Annotated in this window: 14 protein-coding genes; 10 read left to right on the top strand and 4 right to left on the bottom strand. The window is 62.7% G+C overall.

Annotated features, from left to right (window positions below; all coding sequences use genetic code 11):
- Positions 1-162: 162 nt before the first annotated feature.
- The 6 genes from ACE1EY_RS07005 (at position 163) to ACE1EY_RS06980 (ending at position 6,572) form a co-directional block, all read left to right on the top strand.
- Positions 163-762, top strand: a complete 600-nt coding sequence (locus ACE1EY_RS07005) for a TetR/AcrR family transcriptional regulator (protein WP_291513719.1) — start codon at positions 163-165, stop codon at positions 760-762.
- A 141-nt stretch (positions 763-903) separates the two neighbouring features.
- A complete protein-coding gene (locus ACE1EY_RS07000) occupies positions 904-3,291 on the top strand; it encodes an RND family transporter (protein ID WP_370299779.1) in 2,388 nt (795 codons plus the stop codon).
- Positions 3,275-4,078, top strand: a complete 804-nt coding sequence (locus ACE1EY_RS06995) for an outer membrane lipoprotein-sorting protein (protein WP_291513721.1) — start codon at positions 3,275-3,277, stop codon at positions 4,076-4,078. Before ACE1EY_RS07000 ends, ACE1EY_RS06995 begins: the two co-directional genes overlap by 17 nt.
- Positions 4,079-4,088: 10 nt before the next feature.
- Entirely contained in the window at positions 4,089-4,892 is an 804-nt protein-coding gene (locus ACE1EY_RS06990; protein WP_370299778.1) for an acyl-CoA thioesterase, read from the top strand.
- A gap of 275 nt (positions 4,893-5,167) precedes the next feature.
- The gene (locus ACE1EY_RS06985; RefSeq protein ID WP_291513724.1) at positions 5,168-5,833 is read left to right on the top strand and encodes a BON domain-containing protein; all 666 of its coding nucleotides are present in this window, start codon (positions 5,168-5,170) and stop codon (positions 5,831-5,833) included.
- A 160-nt stretch (positions 5,834-5,993) separates the two neighbouring features.
- Positions 5,994-6,572, top strand: coding sequence for an outer membrane beta-barrel protein (locus ACE1EY_RS06980; RefSeq protein ID WP_291513725.1), 579 nt, complete (start codon positions 5,994-5,996; stop codon positions 6,570-6,572).
- Positions 6,573-6,647: 75 nt separating this feature from the next.
- Here the strand turns inward: ACE1EY_RS06980 and ACE1EY_RS06975 are convergent, their stop codons facing one another.
- The gene (locus ACE1EY_RS06975) at positions 6,648-7,046 is read right to left on the bottom strand and encodes a hypothetical protein (RefSeq protein ID WP_291513726.1); all 399 of its coding nucleotides are present in this window, start codon (positions 7,044-7,046) and stop codon (positions 6,648-6,650) included.
- Positions 7,047-7,460: 414 nt separating this feature from the next.
- Here ACE1EY_RS06975 and ACE1EY_RS06970 point away from each other — a divergent pair, with 414 nt between their 5' ends.
- The 4 genes from ACE1EY_RS06970 (at position 7,461) to ACE1EY_RS06955 (ending at position 12,323) form a co-directional block, all read left to right on the top strand.
- Entirely contained in the window at positions 7,461-9,887 is a 2,427-nt protein-coding gene (locus ACE1EY_RS06970; protein ID WP_370299777.1) for a penicillin acylase family protein, read from the top strand.
- Between the two features lie 129 nt (positions 9,888-10,016).
- Positions 10,017-10,748 (top strand): phosphoadenylyl-sulfate reductase, encoded by a 732-nt coding sequence (locus tag ACE1EY_RS06965; RefSeq protein ID WP_291513728.1) that lies wholly within the window; start codon positions 10,017-10,019, stop codon positions 10,746-10,748.
- Positions 10,749-10,791: 43 nt separating this feature from the next.
- Positions 10,792-11,496, top strand: a complete 705-nt coding sequence (locus ACE1EY_RS06960) for an alpha/beta fold hydrolase (RefSeq protein WP_291513729.1) — start codon at positions 10,792-10,794, stop codon at positions 11,494-11,496.
- Positions 11,497-11,507: 11 nt separating this feature from the next.
- On the top strand, positions 11,508-12,323 hold the full coding sequence (locus ACE1EY_RS06955; RefSeq protein ID WP_291513730.1) for an alpha/beta fold hydrolase: 816 nt from the start codon (positions 11,508-11,510) through the stop codon (positions 12,321-12,323).
- A 6-nt stretch (positions 12,324-12,329) separates the two neighbouring features.
- Here the strand turns inward: ACE1EY_RS06955 and pyk are convergent, their stop codons facing one another.
- The 3 genes from pyk to ACE1EY_RS06940 are packed head-to-tail and all read right to left on the bottom strand — an operon-like array spanning position 12,330 to position 15,353.
- Positions 12,330-13,760: a pyruvate kinase gene (gene pyk / locus ACE1EY_RS06950; RefSeq protein WP_370299776.1), complete on the bottom strand. Its 1,431-nt coding sequence runs from the start codon at positions 13,758-13,760 to the stop codon at positions 12,330-12,332.
- 52 nt (positions 13,761-13,812) lie between these two features.
- Entirely contained in the window at positions 13,813-14,844 is a 1,032-nt protein-coding gene (locus tag ACE1EY_RS06945; RefSeq protein WP_291513101.1) for a 2-dehydropantoate 2-reductase, read from the bottom strand.
- Entirely contained in the window at positions 14,841-15,353 is a 513-nt protein-coding gene (locus tag ACE1EY_RS06940; RefSeq protein WP_291513100.1) for an acyl-CoA thioesterase, read from the bottom strand. The genes ACE1EY_RS06945 and ACE1EY_RS06940 overlap by 4 nt, the downstream gene beginning before the upstream one ends.
- Positions 15,354-15,610: the final 257 nt, after the last annotated feature.

Below are 15,610 nucleotides of genomic sequence, written 5' to 3'. Positions count from 1 at the left end.
GTTCGCCGAGGGGCGTGTCATGCCGTTGAAGGCTATACATTTCGGTCACACCGTAATCCGATCCGGGCATCGACGGCCGCGGCGCATGCGCCGTACCGCCGACGCCAGTCAGTATCGGCGATCGTTCCGGGCTGAGCCAATGCCGTTGCCGAAGGGGCCAGCATGACCGTCCGCCGTCAACCGGACGCGACCCGCCAGCGACTGCTGGAAGCCGCCTTTGCCGAGATGCACCGCTACGGCTACCACGCCTCCAGCCTGGATCAGATTCTGCGCGCCACCGAGGTCACGAAAGGCGCGCTTTATCACCACTTCCGCAATAAGCAGGCGCTGGGTCTAGCGGTCATCAACGAAGTCGTTCGGCCCTGGATCGAGACACGTTGGCGGCCGATGCTGGAATCGGAACGGCCACTGCAGGCGGCGATCGACCACGTCAACGCCCATGCCGACACGGTCGATCAGAACATGCTGGAACTGGGCTGCCCCTTCGCCAACCTGGTGCAGGAGCTGGCCGGCAGCGACGCGGTCTTTCAGCAACCGTTGTTCGACATCTTCTTCGAGTGGAAGCGCGGCCTGATCGAAAGCGTGCGCAAGTCGCAGACGATCGGCGAGGGGCGCGATGACGTCGATCCGGAAGACATCGCCGTGTTCGTCATCAGCGCCATCGAAGGCATGTGGGCCATCGCCAAGGCATCGCGTTGCCATGAACATTTTCGCGCCAGCCATCGGGGGCTGGTGCTGTTTCTCGAATCGCTGCGGGCATGAACAGGCCCATAAAAGTGCAACTCAGCGCCGTGCGTCCCACGCATTCGGTGGTCGATCTCGGATCGGCCCGGCTGCATGGTTCGTTCAAGCAAATCCGGAGCACGCAGCTCACCGATTTAGTCATTCTGGGGAGGCTCATCAATGAGTAGTCAGTCCATGCTCGACGGCGCCGTTATGCGCTATGGCCGCTGGGTGGTCAGTCACCCGTGGTGGACCCTTTTTCTATCGGTGTTGACGGTGATGGCGTTGAGCTATCCCTTGGTCGCCACCGTGGCCGGCACCGCCGGCCCCAAGCTGGCAATGAGCAAGGACTACCGGGTGTACTTCGGCCCAGGCAATCCGCAGCTGGTTGCGTTCGACGAGGTGCAGGACCGCTACACCAAGAATGACAACTCGCTGATCGTGATTGAACCGACCGCGTCGGATACCGCGTTCAATCGCGACACGCTGGCGCTGGCCGAAGAGCTCACCGACCGAGCCTGGGGGTTGATCTACTCCCTACGGGTCGACTCGGTGACGAACTACCAGCACACCGAAGCCGATGGCGACGATCTGCGGGTGGCGCCACTGATCGAAAACGCGACGTCGCTCAGCGATGCGGAGATCGTCCAGGTCCGCGAGATCGCCACAACCGAGCCGCTGCTCATCGGTCGACTCACGTCTGAGAGTGGTCACACCGTCGCGGTGAACGTCGTACATCAGCTGCCCGCGCTGGATGATTCCGAAGTCGAAGAGGTCGCCGCCGAGGTCCGGGCCCTGCGCGACGAGATGCTCGCCAAGTACCCCGACCACAACATCTACCTGACCGGCAGCAACTTCATGTCGGTGTCGTTCTCGGAGGCAAGCCAGCAAGATGTCGCCTCGCTGATCCCGCTGATGTACTTGGTGATCATCGTCATCACCTGGGTGCTGGTGAGATCGATCGCCGGCACGGTCGCCACGCTCGGTGTGATCTTCACATCAATGATGGCGTCGGTGGGGCTAACCGCCTATGCCGGCATCCATTTCACACCGCCATCGATCTCGGCGCCACTCATCGTCTCGACCCTCGCGGTGGCGGATTCCATACACGTGTTGGTTTCGATGTTCGCCAACATGCGCGAAGGTCAGGACAAGCGCAGCGCGCTGATTGACGCGTTACGCGTGAACTTCATGCCGATCTTCCTGACCTCGGTCACAACAGCGCTCGGGTTCCTGTCCATCAACTTCGCCGATAGTCCTCCGCTGCGCGATCTGGGCAACATCGTCGCCATGGGGGTGATTGTCGCCTGGTTGCTGTCAGTCAGCTTGCTACCCGCCTTGATGGTGCTGCTGCCGGTGCGAGTACCGCGTCAGTCCGGCGGGCTGTCCCAGCGGATGGAACGACTCGGCAAATTCGTCGTGCGTCGCAAGCGCCCCGTGCTGGTCGTCAGTCTCGTTACGGCGGGCGTGCTGTGCGCGCTGGTTCCGCTCAATCAGGCCAACGAAACCTTCGTTCACTACTTCGACACCAGTGTGAAGTTCCGCACCGACACGGACTGGGTCGCTGAGAACATCACCGGCCTCTACACCATGGAGTTCGACCTGGAAGCGCCGACCGGCGCCGGCGGGGTGACCAGCCCCGAGTATCTGCAGCAGCTCGACGCCTTCAAGCAGTGGTGGCAGGACGACCCGCGGGTCAAGCATGTGGCCAGCGTGTCGGACATCATCAAGCGCCTGAACAAGAACATGCATGGGGACGATTCGGCCTACTACCGCATCCCCGACGATCCGGAACTGGCTGCGCAGTACCTGCTGCTATACGAGTTCTCGCTACCCTTTGGCCTGGATCTTGGCAACCAGATCAATATCGACAAGTCATCAACGCGCTTTTTCGTGGCGTTTGAGCACCTCGATGCCGTGGAGACCCGGCAGCTCGTCGATGATGCCCATGCCTGGCTGGCCACCAACGCACCAGGATTGGAGACCATCGGTGTCTCGCCGGCGGTCATGTTTGCGTACATTGCCGACCGCAACATCAAGAGCATGTTCATCGGTATGCCGGTCGCCCTGATCGGCATCAGCTTCCTGCTGATTCTGGCGCTGGCAAGCTGGAAGATGGGCCTGTTGTCGCTGATTCCGAACCTCGTGCCCCTGGGCCTGGCGTTTGGCGTCTGGGGCCTGATCGACGGCAAGATCAACTTCACGATGGCGATCGTGCTGGGCATGACGGTCGGAATCGTCGTTGACGACACCATTCACTTCTTGTCGAAGTATCTGCGCGCCCGGCGGGAGTTGGGTCAGACGCCAGAACAGGCTGTGGTCTACAGCTTCAGAACGGTCGGTACCGCGCTGACGACAACGAGTCTGATTCTCGTGGCAGGCTTCGCCGTTCTGGCGCAAAGTGCTTTCCTGCCCAACAGTGGTATGGCGCAATTGACGTCGATTGCGATCATCTGCGCACTGATTGCCGATTTCTTCCTGCTCCCGGCCTTGTTGCTGCTCGTCGACCGGGATCGCGAAACCACTTCTGAAACCCCCATGGAGGATACCCATGCGTACTCACACTAAACCCGCTTGGCTCAGCACGATGGCGCTGGTGGCAGCGACCACGCTGCCTCTAAGCGCGCTGGCGCAAGACCCCGAAGCCCGCGGCCTAGAAATCGCCGAAGAGGCGGACGCCCGCAACACCGGATGGAACGATTCGGTGGTCGATCTGACGATGACGCTGCGTAACAAGAACGGCGACGAATCGGTGCGTGAGATGCGTTCCCGCGCGCTGGAGGTCGAAGACGACGGCGACAAGTCGATGATCATCTTCGATCAGCCGCGCGATGTGCGTGGCACGGCGTTGCTGACCTATTCGCACAAGGCCGGCGATGACGACCAGTGGCTTTATCTACCGGCGCTCAAGCGCGTGAAGCGTATTGCCTCCAGCAACAAATCCGGTCCGTTCATGGGCAGTGAATTTGCTTATGAGGATTTGTCGTCGCAGGAGGTCGAGAAGTACACCTACAAGTTCCTGCGCGAAGAGGAACTCGATGGCGAGAAGGTCTTCGTCATGGAGCGCTTCCCCACGGACGAAAGCTCGGGCTACACCAAGCAGACAGTCTGGCTGGACCAAGCCGAATATCGCGTCCGCAAGATCGAATTCTACGACCGCAAGAACTCGCACCTGAAGACGCTGACCATGCACGACTACGGCGAGTACCTGGACCAGTACTGGCGCCCCGCTCGCATGGAAATGGTGAACCATCAAACGGGCAAGTCCACCACCTTGGGCTTCGAGAACTACGCGTTCCAGGAAGGCCTGGATGACCGTGATTTCGATCAGTCCGCCCTGAAACGCGCACGGTAGACCCAGGGCCATGAGCAATACGAGTTTCGCCGCGCTGTTGCGCGGCACGGATTCGGCTGGGCAGAGGACCTTCCATTTCACCTCTGACTGGGGCCAGGGCCGCGCGATTTACGGCGGCCTGATCGGTGCGGCGCTTTACAAGACCATGCGCGGCCAAGTGCCGACCGATCGCCAACTGCGAGCCATGACCGTGGCGTTCATCGGCCCGGTCGCGCCCGAGCCGGCAACCGTCACGGCAACCGTGCTCCGGCAGGGAAAATCCGTCACCCAGGTCGAAGCCCGGCTGATGCAGCACGACCAGATTCTGGCAACGGCCAATGCCAGCTTCGGCGCGTCGCGCCAGTCCAGCATCGTCGTGCCCGGCGCGCCGCGACCCGACGCGCCAGCACCCGATACAGTCCGAGCACTGCCCAACGTGCCCGGTGTGACGCCGGCGTTTCTGGAACACTTCGACCTGCGCTGGACGCACGGCCTACCGCCGTTTTCCGGCGCCGACAAACCGGATTTCAGCGGCTGGTGCCGCCACAAGGAGCCTGCGGGCGACGACGAAAGCACCTTGATCGGCCTGCTCGATGTATGGCCTCCCAGCGTCCTGCCCTTGCTGAAGCGGCCAGCGCCAGGTAGTTCGCTGACCTGGTCCTTCGATCTCATTGACCCTGGCGTTTCCACCGATGGCAATGACTGGTGGTTCTACGAGGTGAACACACAAGGCGCCGCCAATGGCTTCGTGCAGGCGGACGCAAAACTATGGCGACCTGACGGTCAGCTCGCCGTAGTCAGCCGTCAAACGGCTGTCGTGTTCGACAAGGCCTGAAATCCCGGAACTGGTTCCCACGCGGCGGGAATGTCGCTGCCATGCGACACTCCCGCCCCATAAATATCAATCACTTACGGATATGACTGGCGGGAGCGTTGCCCGCGAGCAACACAAAACCCTGCCCGATCGCCGATTGTACGGCTCCCACCGGAAGCACGAACAAAATAATTCTTTCGTATCAACTGCTTAAGTCATCTGGCATCGGCATTGCGCTATGAGCCACTGCCGGGACGAGCTCCCGGTTTCTCATCCACCATCTAAGGACGATGCAGATGACACAGCAGAATCAGATTCAACAGCCGAACACGACTCGCCGAATTCGCCGCGGCCTCGCCGTCGCTGGCTTGAGCTTGGCCCCGTTTGCGCTGCTAGCCGCCCCCGGCGTGGCCGACCAACACAACCCGATGATCAAGACGGCAGCCGCCGAAACGGCGGGTGGAAGCAGCGATGAAGACCGCAGCTTCTCCGGCGCCGCCTACGACGCCTTTCTCGAAGGCCGTCTGGTCACTGCTTACACGGTGAACCGCAATCTCAACCCGTTTGATCTGAGTGTGGACGTCAAGAACCAGAAGGCGACCATCGGCGGCGCGGTCGAGACCGAAGCCCAGCGGGCGTTGGCGGTGGAAATCGCCTCCGGCATCGACGCGATCACCGATGTGGATAGCGAGATCAAGATCCAGGCCGATGTTGTCGACGAGAGCGAACGCGGCCTGGGCGACCGGGTCGACGATGCCAGCACGACTGCGGCCGTGAAAACCCGTCTGCTCGCCAATGACGCAACCAGCGGTCTGTCCATTGATGTGGATACCCATTCGGCCGTCGTGACACTGAGCGGTCAGGTCGATACCGCGACCGAGTCTGACCTCGCCACCCAAATCGCGATGAACACCGACGGCGTGATCGACGTGGTCAACAAACTCACGGTCGAAACGTCCTAAGCGCGACGACCTGAGCACGGCAGGCTGTTCGCCCCCCGCTTCCCCGCAGCCTGCTGTCAGCCCGGCTCCCTGCCCCGAGAGCCGGGCATTTTTGGGCGGCTCGACGTGCAATACACGTCGGGTCGCCCACCCTACGAATTCCCCCCTGAAGGAGTGATCCATGAACATGATGTTCAAGACCGCCTGTGCCACTGGATTGGCCGCCACACTCTGTGCGCCCGCCGCCTTGGCTCAAACCGACTTTGACCCTTACGGCTACGTGGGTGCCGACATTGGCTACTTCCGCGTTGAATCGGAAGATTTCCCCGAGGAAGAAGACAATGTGGAAGACAACCGCACCAGCTACCGCATCCGTGTCGGCGGTCGCTTCACCCCGGTTATCGGTGTTGAAGGTGGGTATGTGGACTTTGGCGACTACGAAGATGGCGCGCTGGACTACACCGCCGACGGCCTGACCCTGGCCGGTGTGCTGCACATCCCGTTGGGCGAGCGCGCTTCGGTCTACGGCAAGCTCGGTGAATTGTTCTGGGATGCCAAGGCAACAGCCGATGGCGGCGCGCTGGGTAGCGCGACCCGCGAAACCGACGGCGAAGACGTGTTCTACGGCCTGGGCCTGAACCTGCCCCTGGGTTCGGTTGTGGCGTTGAACCTCGGTTACGAACGCTACGCTCTGGACGACACCGACGTTGATCTGGCCGCCATCGGTCTGGATCTGCAGTTTGGTGGCAGCACCTACTAGATTGCGCTGCGATCGTCATGGCGCGCCCGGGCTATCTGCCCCGGCGCGCTTTTTATTTTGGGCTGCGCTGGCGAGTTAACGGAACGAGCCGCCGCGGCCCCCGGTGGGGTCGATGAGCCCGCCTGACGGCGCTTGCTGGCCTGGCACGACGATGGAGGATTGCTGCTCGCGTCGCATCTGATTGATCTCTTCGATGGTCTGCTCCAGCGCCGCGCGCGCAGCGTCAGGGAACTGCTTGAGCGCATCTTCAAAACCGGGGCCGGGCAGCTCGAAGTTCAGCGGCAGCGCTCCGCCCGGTGTCAGGAGACTGGCCTGGCCCTCGAACAGAACCGGCCGTGTCGGATCGTCTTCACCGCTGGCCGTCACCGGAGTCATGCGCCGAATGCCGCCGGTCTTGCGATCAGTGACGACATCTTCGCGATAAAGGTCGGATTCATCTAGCTTGAATTCTGGCAGTTCGGGTTCCTGAGCCATATCGAAGTCCTGCGCCTGGGTCGATGGAAATGGGCGCTTACCCTAGTCGATTCCGGTTGAATTCGTCAGCTATCGCCATGCATTTCGCAAAGACCGGATACGTTCATCGGCCCGTTCGCGCCGTTGGAGCGCCGTTTGCAATTTGCTAACCGTCATTTGACGCGGCGTTGACATGCCGCTGTGCACAGTGGTCGCCATCCAGACGGCTGGGGAGCCGAAGGGGTGGTACCAACCGCTAATTGGCGGACTGCAGCAGTGCTCAGTCCGCTATTTTTTTGCCCGCGATTCGCCGCATCGGCCGACCTGCTGCCTCGACATGGAGTTGATCGAGTACGATAGCCGCGACGGTTCATTCAGAGCCGATTAAAACAATAGATCGTGCGGCGGCTCACCGCCGCGGGCAGGAGGAGACACATGCGGTATTTCCCACTCGCAGCCGGCTTGGCTGTTTGCAGCGTATTGCTCGTGGCCGGCTGTGGCGACGGCCAACGCTTCGGCGCCGATGCCGGCAATACGCCACCGACCGGCACCACCCCAACCTACGATGCAACCATACGCCGTGACTCCGTGGGCGTGCCCCATATCCGCGGCGAGGACTATGGTGATATCGGCTACGGCTATGGCTACGCGCATGCCGAGGACAATGTCTGCGTTCTCGCGGAAGACCTGATCACGACCCTGGGTCAGCGCGCACGGTACTTTGGCCGCAGCGGCACCTACAGCATTCCATCAAACGGCAACACGTCGAACAACGTCGATTCCGACTTCTTCTGGCGTCATGTAACCACCTCCGACCGGATCGCCGCGCTGCGTGCTGACGCCTCACCGGAGGCAGCAGCCGCCACGGCAGGTTTTGCCGCCGGTTACTCGCGCTACGTCCGCGAGTTGAAGAATGGTGATCATCCGGGCCGGCATCTGGCCTGTCGTGATACCGACTGGTTAACCGAAATCAATGCCGATGATGTCTACCGCCGCTATTTTCGGCTGGCTGTCATCGCCAGCAGCTCCGCATTGGTGACCGAGATCGGCGCCGCCCAACCGCCGCTACCCGGTGCGACCGGTCCCGCCGTGGCCGTGGACCGTGACCAGTTTCCGCTGTCCGACGGACTGCCGATCGGCAGCAACATGTATGCGCTGTCCGGCGAGGCCACGCAGTCCGGTCAGTCCATGCTGTTCGGCAATCCGCATTTTCCCTGGGAGGGCACGGAGCGGCTTTATGAGGCCCACATGACCATTCCGGGCGAGCTGGACATCATGGGTGCGTCGCTCTATGGCGTGCCCGCCGCGTTGATCGGCTTCAACCGCAATGTGGCGTGGAGCCACACGGTCTCCACCGCCTACCGCTTTGGCCTGTACGAGCTGACGCTGGTGCCGGGCAACCCGACCAGCTACCTGTTCGATGGCGAGGTCCGCGAAATGGAGGCCGAGACCTACAGCATCGACGTGCTGGAAGACGACGGCAGCATCACCGAGGAATCGCGCACCCTTTACCGCAGCCATTACGGGCCGATGATGAGCCTCAGCGTCTCGGGCATTCCCGTGCTCGGCTGGGATGTGGTTCGGGCCTACACGCTGCGCGACGCCAACGCCGATAACACGCGGTTGATCAACCAGTTCTTCGCCTGGAACCGCGCCGAGTCGCTGGACGACTTCATGGCGAAGCAGCGCGAGATACTGGGCGTGCCCTGGGTCAACACCGCGGCAACAGGACCGAACGAGCCGGCGTATTACGCCGACATCACCGTCGTGCCCAATGTGCCGGACAGCCTGGTGACGACCTGTCAGAGCATCCTCGGGCCGGTGGTTGGCGCGCTCATGCCCGGCCTGCCGGTGCTCCGTGGCTCCAGCTCCGATTGCGACTGGGGGACGGACGCAGACGCCCCCGCGCCCGGGATTTTCGGCGCCGGCAACCTGCCGTTTCTGATTCGGGATGACTGGGTGCACAACTGCAACGACAGCTACTGGCTCACCCACCCGGACGAACCGATCACCGGCTTTGCCGCCATCATTGGCGACGAGGAGACCGAACGCAGCCTACGAACCCGGCTTTGTATAGCGCAGATCCAGGACCGGCTCGACGGCAGCGACGGCCTCCCAGGCACCGGCTTCGCCGACCTGCAGCAGCTACAGGACGTGGTGCTGTCCAGCGCGGTACTGACCGAACGTCTGGCCCGCGAAACGGTGCTGAGCAGCCTCTGTCCGCTCGGCACGCTACTGTCCTCGTCGCTCGCGACCGTGGACGTGTCGGAGGCCTGCAGCATTCTGGAAGCCTGGGACGGATCACTGAATCTGGACTCCGTCGGCGGGCACATCTGGCGCGAGTTCTGGAAGCGGGCGGATGACGCGACGCTGCCACTGTGGCTCAGCCCCTTCGATACGGCCGATCCGGTGAATACGCCGAACTCGCTGAATCCGCTGAATCCGCAAGTCTTACTGGCGTTTGCCGACGCAGTCGAAGCCCTGAACGAGGCCGGAGTGGCGCTGGATGCCACGCTGGGATCACTGCAGACCTCGGGCGTGCACGATCCGGACAACCCGATCCCGATATTCGGCGGCAATGGCTTCGAGGGCGCCTTCACCATCGCCGCGCGCGGCAACCTCGTCGATGGCGGCTACCCGGTCACCTACGGCAACAGCTACATCCAGGCCGTGACCTGGGACGACAACGGCGATCCCATAGCCGAAGGCTTCGTGACCTACTCGCAGTCCACCGATCCGGCGTCCCCATACTTTCAGAACATGACCGAGGCTTACTCCCGCAAGGAGTGGATTGCCTGGCGGTTCACCGAGGCGCAGATCACGGCCGACCCGAACCTGACGTCGCTGCGCGTGTTCGAGTAACGCGGCCGCCCGTGACCGGATGGTGCCCGTGCCATCCGGTCTTCTTAACTTATTCCAATCGATGCGTTGTGCTGGTGACGGTTGCGGGCCGCCCCTACACTCCGTGGCCTGTTGGAATGGGATTGCATCATGCAAACGGCGTTTGCAAGTCAGTACACCGATACCGCGGAGGCGGACGACACCGGCAACTCGGCCGGTCTGAGCCCTGGCGACATCGCAGCGCTCAATGCCGCCTACGAGCCACTGGAATTCGGTGACCGGATTCGCAAGGTCTATGAGGATTTCGCCCCGGACAAGGTGCTGGTGACATCATCGTTTGCGGCGACGTCGGCCTACTTCCTGCACATTATTTCCAGCATCCGCCCGGAGCAGGAGATCGCCTTCATCGACACCGGGTATCACTTCCAGGAAACGATTTCGTATCGCGACTTTCTCAGCGGCGAATACGGCCTGAAAGTGCGGGCGTTGCGGGCCGAAGACTGGAAGCACGACTTCACCCGCAAGGACAAGACCTGGAGCCATGATCCCGATTTCTGCTGCTCCATCAACAAGGTCGAGCCGCTGGAGAACGTGAAGCCGAATTACCACCTGTGGATTTCCAGCCTGATGCGCTGGCAGACCGATCACCGCTCCGATATGCAGATCTTTGAAGAGCGTCGCGGCATCATCAAGTTCAATCCGATGATCGATGTCACCAAGGAACAGCGTGAAGCGTATATTCGCGACCATGGTCTGCCGTTCCATCCGCTGGTCGCCGAAGGCTACCAATCGATCGGCTGCACTCACTGCACGGTCAAGGGCGACGGCCGCGCGGGACGCTGGATCGGCAAGCCGAAAACCGAATGCGGGCTGCATTTGTAGGCAACATGTCGCGGCTGCCGCGTTAGCACTTGCCGCAGCAGTCTTGAGTCCACCTCAAGCCGACGCGGCAGAGGCCGCGAACGCCGAGGTCAATCGCCCCGTTATCTTGCTCCATGGGCTCGCCCGCACGGCGCGCTCCATGAACCCCTTGGCCGAGGCATTGCAGACCAAGGGGCGGCGCGTCTGCAACCTCGACTACCCATCCACCGAGGCCCCGGTCGCGGTGCTGGTGGACCAATACCTGTTGCCCGCCATCGCCGATTGCCTGCAGGGCGAGGACAGCGTCGCGGACTTCGTCACGCATTCCCTGGGCGGCATCCTGGTCCGTGTGTTGGCCGAGCATGACGACGCCCCCGCCATCGGCCGCGTGGTGATGCTCAGTCCGCCCAACCACGGTAGCGAGCTGGTGGACCACATGGGCGGGTGGTCACTGTTTCGCTGGTGGAACGGGCCGGCCGGTCTGACCCTGGGCACAGACGACAGCAGCCTGCTGGCCCGACTGGAGGCTCCTGGCTTCGAGGCTGGCGTCATCACCGGAAATCGCAGCCTCAATCCGCTGTTCTCGAGCTGGATTCCTGGTCCCGACGACGGCAAGGTGTCGGTGCAAAGCGCACGCTTGGACGGCATGACGGACTTTCTCGTCGTGCCCACCACCCACACCTTCATCATGCGCAGCGATGTCGTGATCCGGCAGGTCAATCACTTTCTGGAGACCGGAGGTTTCGACCACCTGACATCGGGCGAGTAGAGGAGCGATACATGAACCTGAGCCCCCGATCAGTCGAGACGCCCCTTGGCCGGCTACACATCCAGGTCGGCGACACCGACGGTCCGGTCATGCTGTTCTGGCCGAGCCTGCTGATGACCGGCGATATGTGGCTAGATCAAGCCGCCATCCACGCCGAGCACTACCGGGTCGTGCTGATCGACCCACCCGGCGCTGGTCGCAGCACCGCACTCACCCGAGGGTTCAGCTTCGATGAATGCGCGCAATGCGTGGTCGCGATCCTGGATCATCTGGACGTGTCATCAGCGGTTTTCGTCGGCAACTCCTGGGGCGGCATGATCGGCGGCACCTTGGCCGCGCGGCATCCGAAGCGGATTGACGCCGCGGTGCTCATGAACTGCACGGGGTCCGCCGTCGCTCTCAAGCAAAAACTGGAATATCGCCTGCTTTCGACAGTGGTACGACTCGCCGGAGGCATCCCGCGGCAGATGGAACCCATCGCGATCGCAGCGTTCACCGGCCCGACCAGCCGCCAGCAACGACCCGCGGTGATCGCGCGGATTCGAGACACGCTGCGCAAGACCAACGGCCGTTCGGCGCACTGGGCGATTCGCAGTGTGGTGCCGGACCGGCCTGATCAACTGGAGCTGCTATCGACCATTCCGATTCCGGTATTGGTGATCGCGGGCGCTGAAGACGCGACCTTCCCGGTCGCGGAAACCCGGCAGATGGCGCAGGCGATTCCCGGCGCCCGCTTCGAAGTGCTCGACGGCATCGCCCATCTCGCCGGCCTGGAAGATCCGACACGCATCGCGGCGCTGGTCACCGACTTCCTGGAGCAGCACTGACAGGAGTCAGTACTCGCCGACCGTCACGATCTTGAGTGCATTGGTCCCGCCTGGCCCGGTGAAATCACCCTTGGTAATCAGCACGCGGTCGCCTTTGGCAATCAGCTCGCGCTCCACCAGACAGTTGATCGCCTCGCGGATCGGCTTGAGCGAGGAATCGAGATTCGTCGCATCGAACTGCACGGGATAGACGCCGCGGCACAGGCACATGCGTTGCCGCGTGCTGTCAAAACGCGTCATCGCGAAGATGGGAATGCCGATGTCCTGGCGCGACATCATCCGTGCGGTAGCGCCGGATTCGGTGAGCGAGATGATCGCCTGCGCATGCATGTGACGGGCGGTGTACATGGTTGCCATTGCGATCGCCTCGTCGGTACGGGCGAAATGATCCTTGGTCTTGGACTTGCGTCGTCGCGCCACCAGGTGCTTTTCGGCGCCGAGACAGACCCGCACCATCGCCTCCACTGCCTTGACCGGATACTTGCCCGCCGCCGTCTCGGCCGACAGCATCACCGCATCGGTCCCGTCCATGACCGCATTGGCCACATCCAGCACCTCGGCGCGGGTCGGTATCGGCTGGGTGATCATCGATTCCATCATCTGCGTAGCGGTGATCACCACACGGTTGAGATCACGCGCCAGGGCGATGAGCCGTTTCTGCACGGCCGGCAGTTCGGCATCGCCGATCTCCACCCCAAGATCGCCACGCGCGACCATGACGCCATCCGAAGCCTCGGTGATCGCTTCCAGCTCATCCAGGGCCTCGGCGCGCTCGATCTTGGCGATCAGATGGGCATCGAGACCATGGGTCTCGCACAATGCCCGCGCCGCATCCATGTCCTGGGCGGAACGCGGGAACGACACCGCGACGAAATCCGCGCCGATCTCTGCGGCGAGCTTCACGTCCTCGCGGTCCTTGTCGGTCAGCGTTTCGGCGGATAGCCCACCGCCTAGCCGGTTGATCCCCTTGCGGTCGGAGAGCGGGCCGCCTGACACCACCCGACACTGCACCGCAGTGCCGCCGATGGTCTCGACCTCCAGTCGAATCACGCCATCGTTGAGCAGCAGCACGTCCCCAGGCCCGACATCCCGGGTCAGGGCGGGATAGCTGATGCCCACCCGCTCGGCGGTGCCATCGTGGGCACCCAGGGCGGTATCCAGCGTGAACTCGGCGCCATCTTCAAGATGCACGGGACCGTCGGCGAAGCCCTCAATCCGGATCTTGGGGCCTTGAAGATCGACCATGATCGCGACTTCACGACCCGTGGACTCCGCCACGGCGCGAACGGCGGCAATGCGGCGCCGGTGTTCGTCATGCGTCGCATGCGAAAAATTGACGCGCGCCACGTTCATGCCGGCCAGCACAAGCTGTTCGATCCGGCCGGGTGCGTCCGTGGCCGGCCCGAGCGTGGCTACGATCTTGGTCCGTCTACGCATGCATCCAACCTATCAAGTTCGTTTGACCAACACGTGTCATGTGAAAGTCGATTCAAGAGAGTCCGGTTTTTTGCAGCAGGGCCGTCGCCGTCAGATTCGGGGGCGCTCGATCGGCTTCGGCCTGCTGGATCAGGCGGCAAATGGCGGTATTCACCGGCGCCGGCCGGCCGATTTGTTCGGCTAGCCGCAGAATCTCGCCGTTGAGATAGTCGATTTCGGTCTTGCGCCCGCGGTTCAGGTCCTCCCACATCGAAGATCGGGCTTGCGGGTCGATCTTGACCATGCCGCCGGCGACCAGCCGAAACAGCCAGTCGGGGCAGTCCAGCACCGTGGGCATCAGTGTGGGCAGCAACTTGCCAGAGCTACGCACGGCCAGACCGGCACCGCGAATCATCGCGAGCGCCTCACGCTGAGCCGCCGCGGTCACCCGCCGGTAGTCGCGGTCAGCCAGTTGTTGCTGCAGCGGGATACCGGACAGGGCGTTGGTCGCATTGTTGAGATTGATGACCAGCTTGCCCCACTGCACCGCCTGGATCCGTGGATTCAGGCCGGCGGGCAGCCCTGCCGCGTTGCAGGCATCGGCGATGGTCTGGGCGAGATGCTCGGCGTCCTCGCGTTGCTCCAGCACCAGCGACCCGCTCGTTCCCTGATGGAAATGCGCAGGACCGGCCCAGACCACGTTATAGGGCACCATGCCGGCCAGCACCTGGGCCTGCGGCAAGGCTTTGCGCAGCGTGTCCGGGTTGCGCACACCGTTCTGAAAACTGACGACGGTGGCGCCGTCCGTCACATGCGGCGCAATGCTCTCGGCCATGGCCTGCGTGTCATGGCTTTTGGTCGTCACGAAGATAATGTCGCAACCGTCCAGCCCGGCTGGCTCGGTCACCACCCGGATGCTGTCCGGCTGTACCTGTTCATCCAAGCCGTTGAGATCGGTCACCCGAACGCCCTGTTCAGCAACGGCGTCAGCCAATCTCTGGCGGCCCAGCAAAATCACGCCGTGACCATCGGCCGCCAACCGCGCGCCCAGATAGGCACCGATACTGCCGGCACCGGCCACTCCGATGCGTAGCGGGTGGATCATCGGCGGGTCTCCCGCATGGCGGTGAGTCGTTCGGCGTGTTCCAGACGCAACGCGCGCCGAACCTCGGCTTCGTCATAGCGCTGCAATTCGATATCGGTCTCCGGCAGCACCGGCGGCACATCAATGGCGCGGTTGTGTTCGTCCAGTGCCACAAATGTCAGATAGGCCGATACGATGTGGCGGGATTCGCCGGTGTAACTGTTTTCGGCCACGACCCGGGCGCCGATCTCCATGGATGTGCGCCAGGCCCGGTTCACGGAAGCGGCGTAGATCAGCGTGTCGCCGTCCGCGGCGGGCGCCAGGAAATGCATCGCATCTACCGACACGGTCACGCAAACCCGCCCGCTATGTCGCTCGGCCACCACCAACGCAAGCCGGTCGATGGTCGACATGACCAGCCCACCGAAGACCGTCCGGTGAGCGTTCATGTCGTTCGGAAACACCTTGTAGACGTGCCCGCGAATCGCCGACGCGGACACGGGACGCGGGGTCAGCGTCGACTGCGACAAGGCCTCACTCCTGAATGCGATCGGGCCACGAGCATAACGAAGCCGGCGGGACCACGTCGCCGCCGGCTTCGGGAAAGCAGCCGGTGAGCGAGTCAGAAACTCACCGGCCCTCGGTTCAATCGCAGATCGGTAGCAAGCCGCAGACCAGCGCCGACAGGCCGCCCGTTACCGGCGTGAGCACCGCCGACAAGACCTGGTAGAGCACCTCGACAACGGTCGTGAGCACACCTTGATCGGCTAGCATGGCATCGAGTTCG

Source organism: Abyssibacter sp. (genome assembly GCF_964229365.1).
In the GTDB taxonomy this organism is placed as follows: domain Bacteria; phylum Pseudomonadota; class Gammaproteobacteria; order Nevskiales; family OUC007; genus Abyssibacter.
The sequence above is the reverse complement of the archived record's forward strand: the minus strand, read 5'-3'. Positions and strand labels throughout refer to the sequence as shown.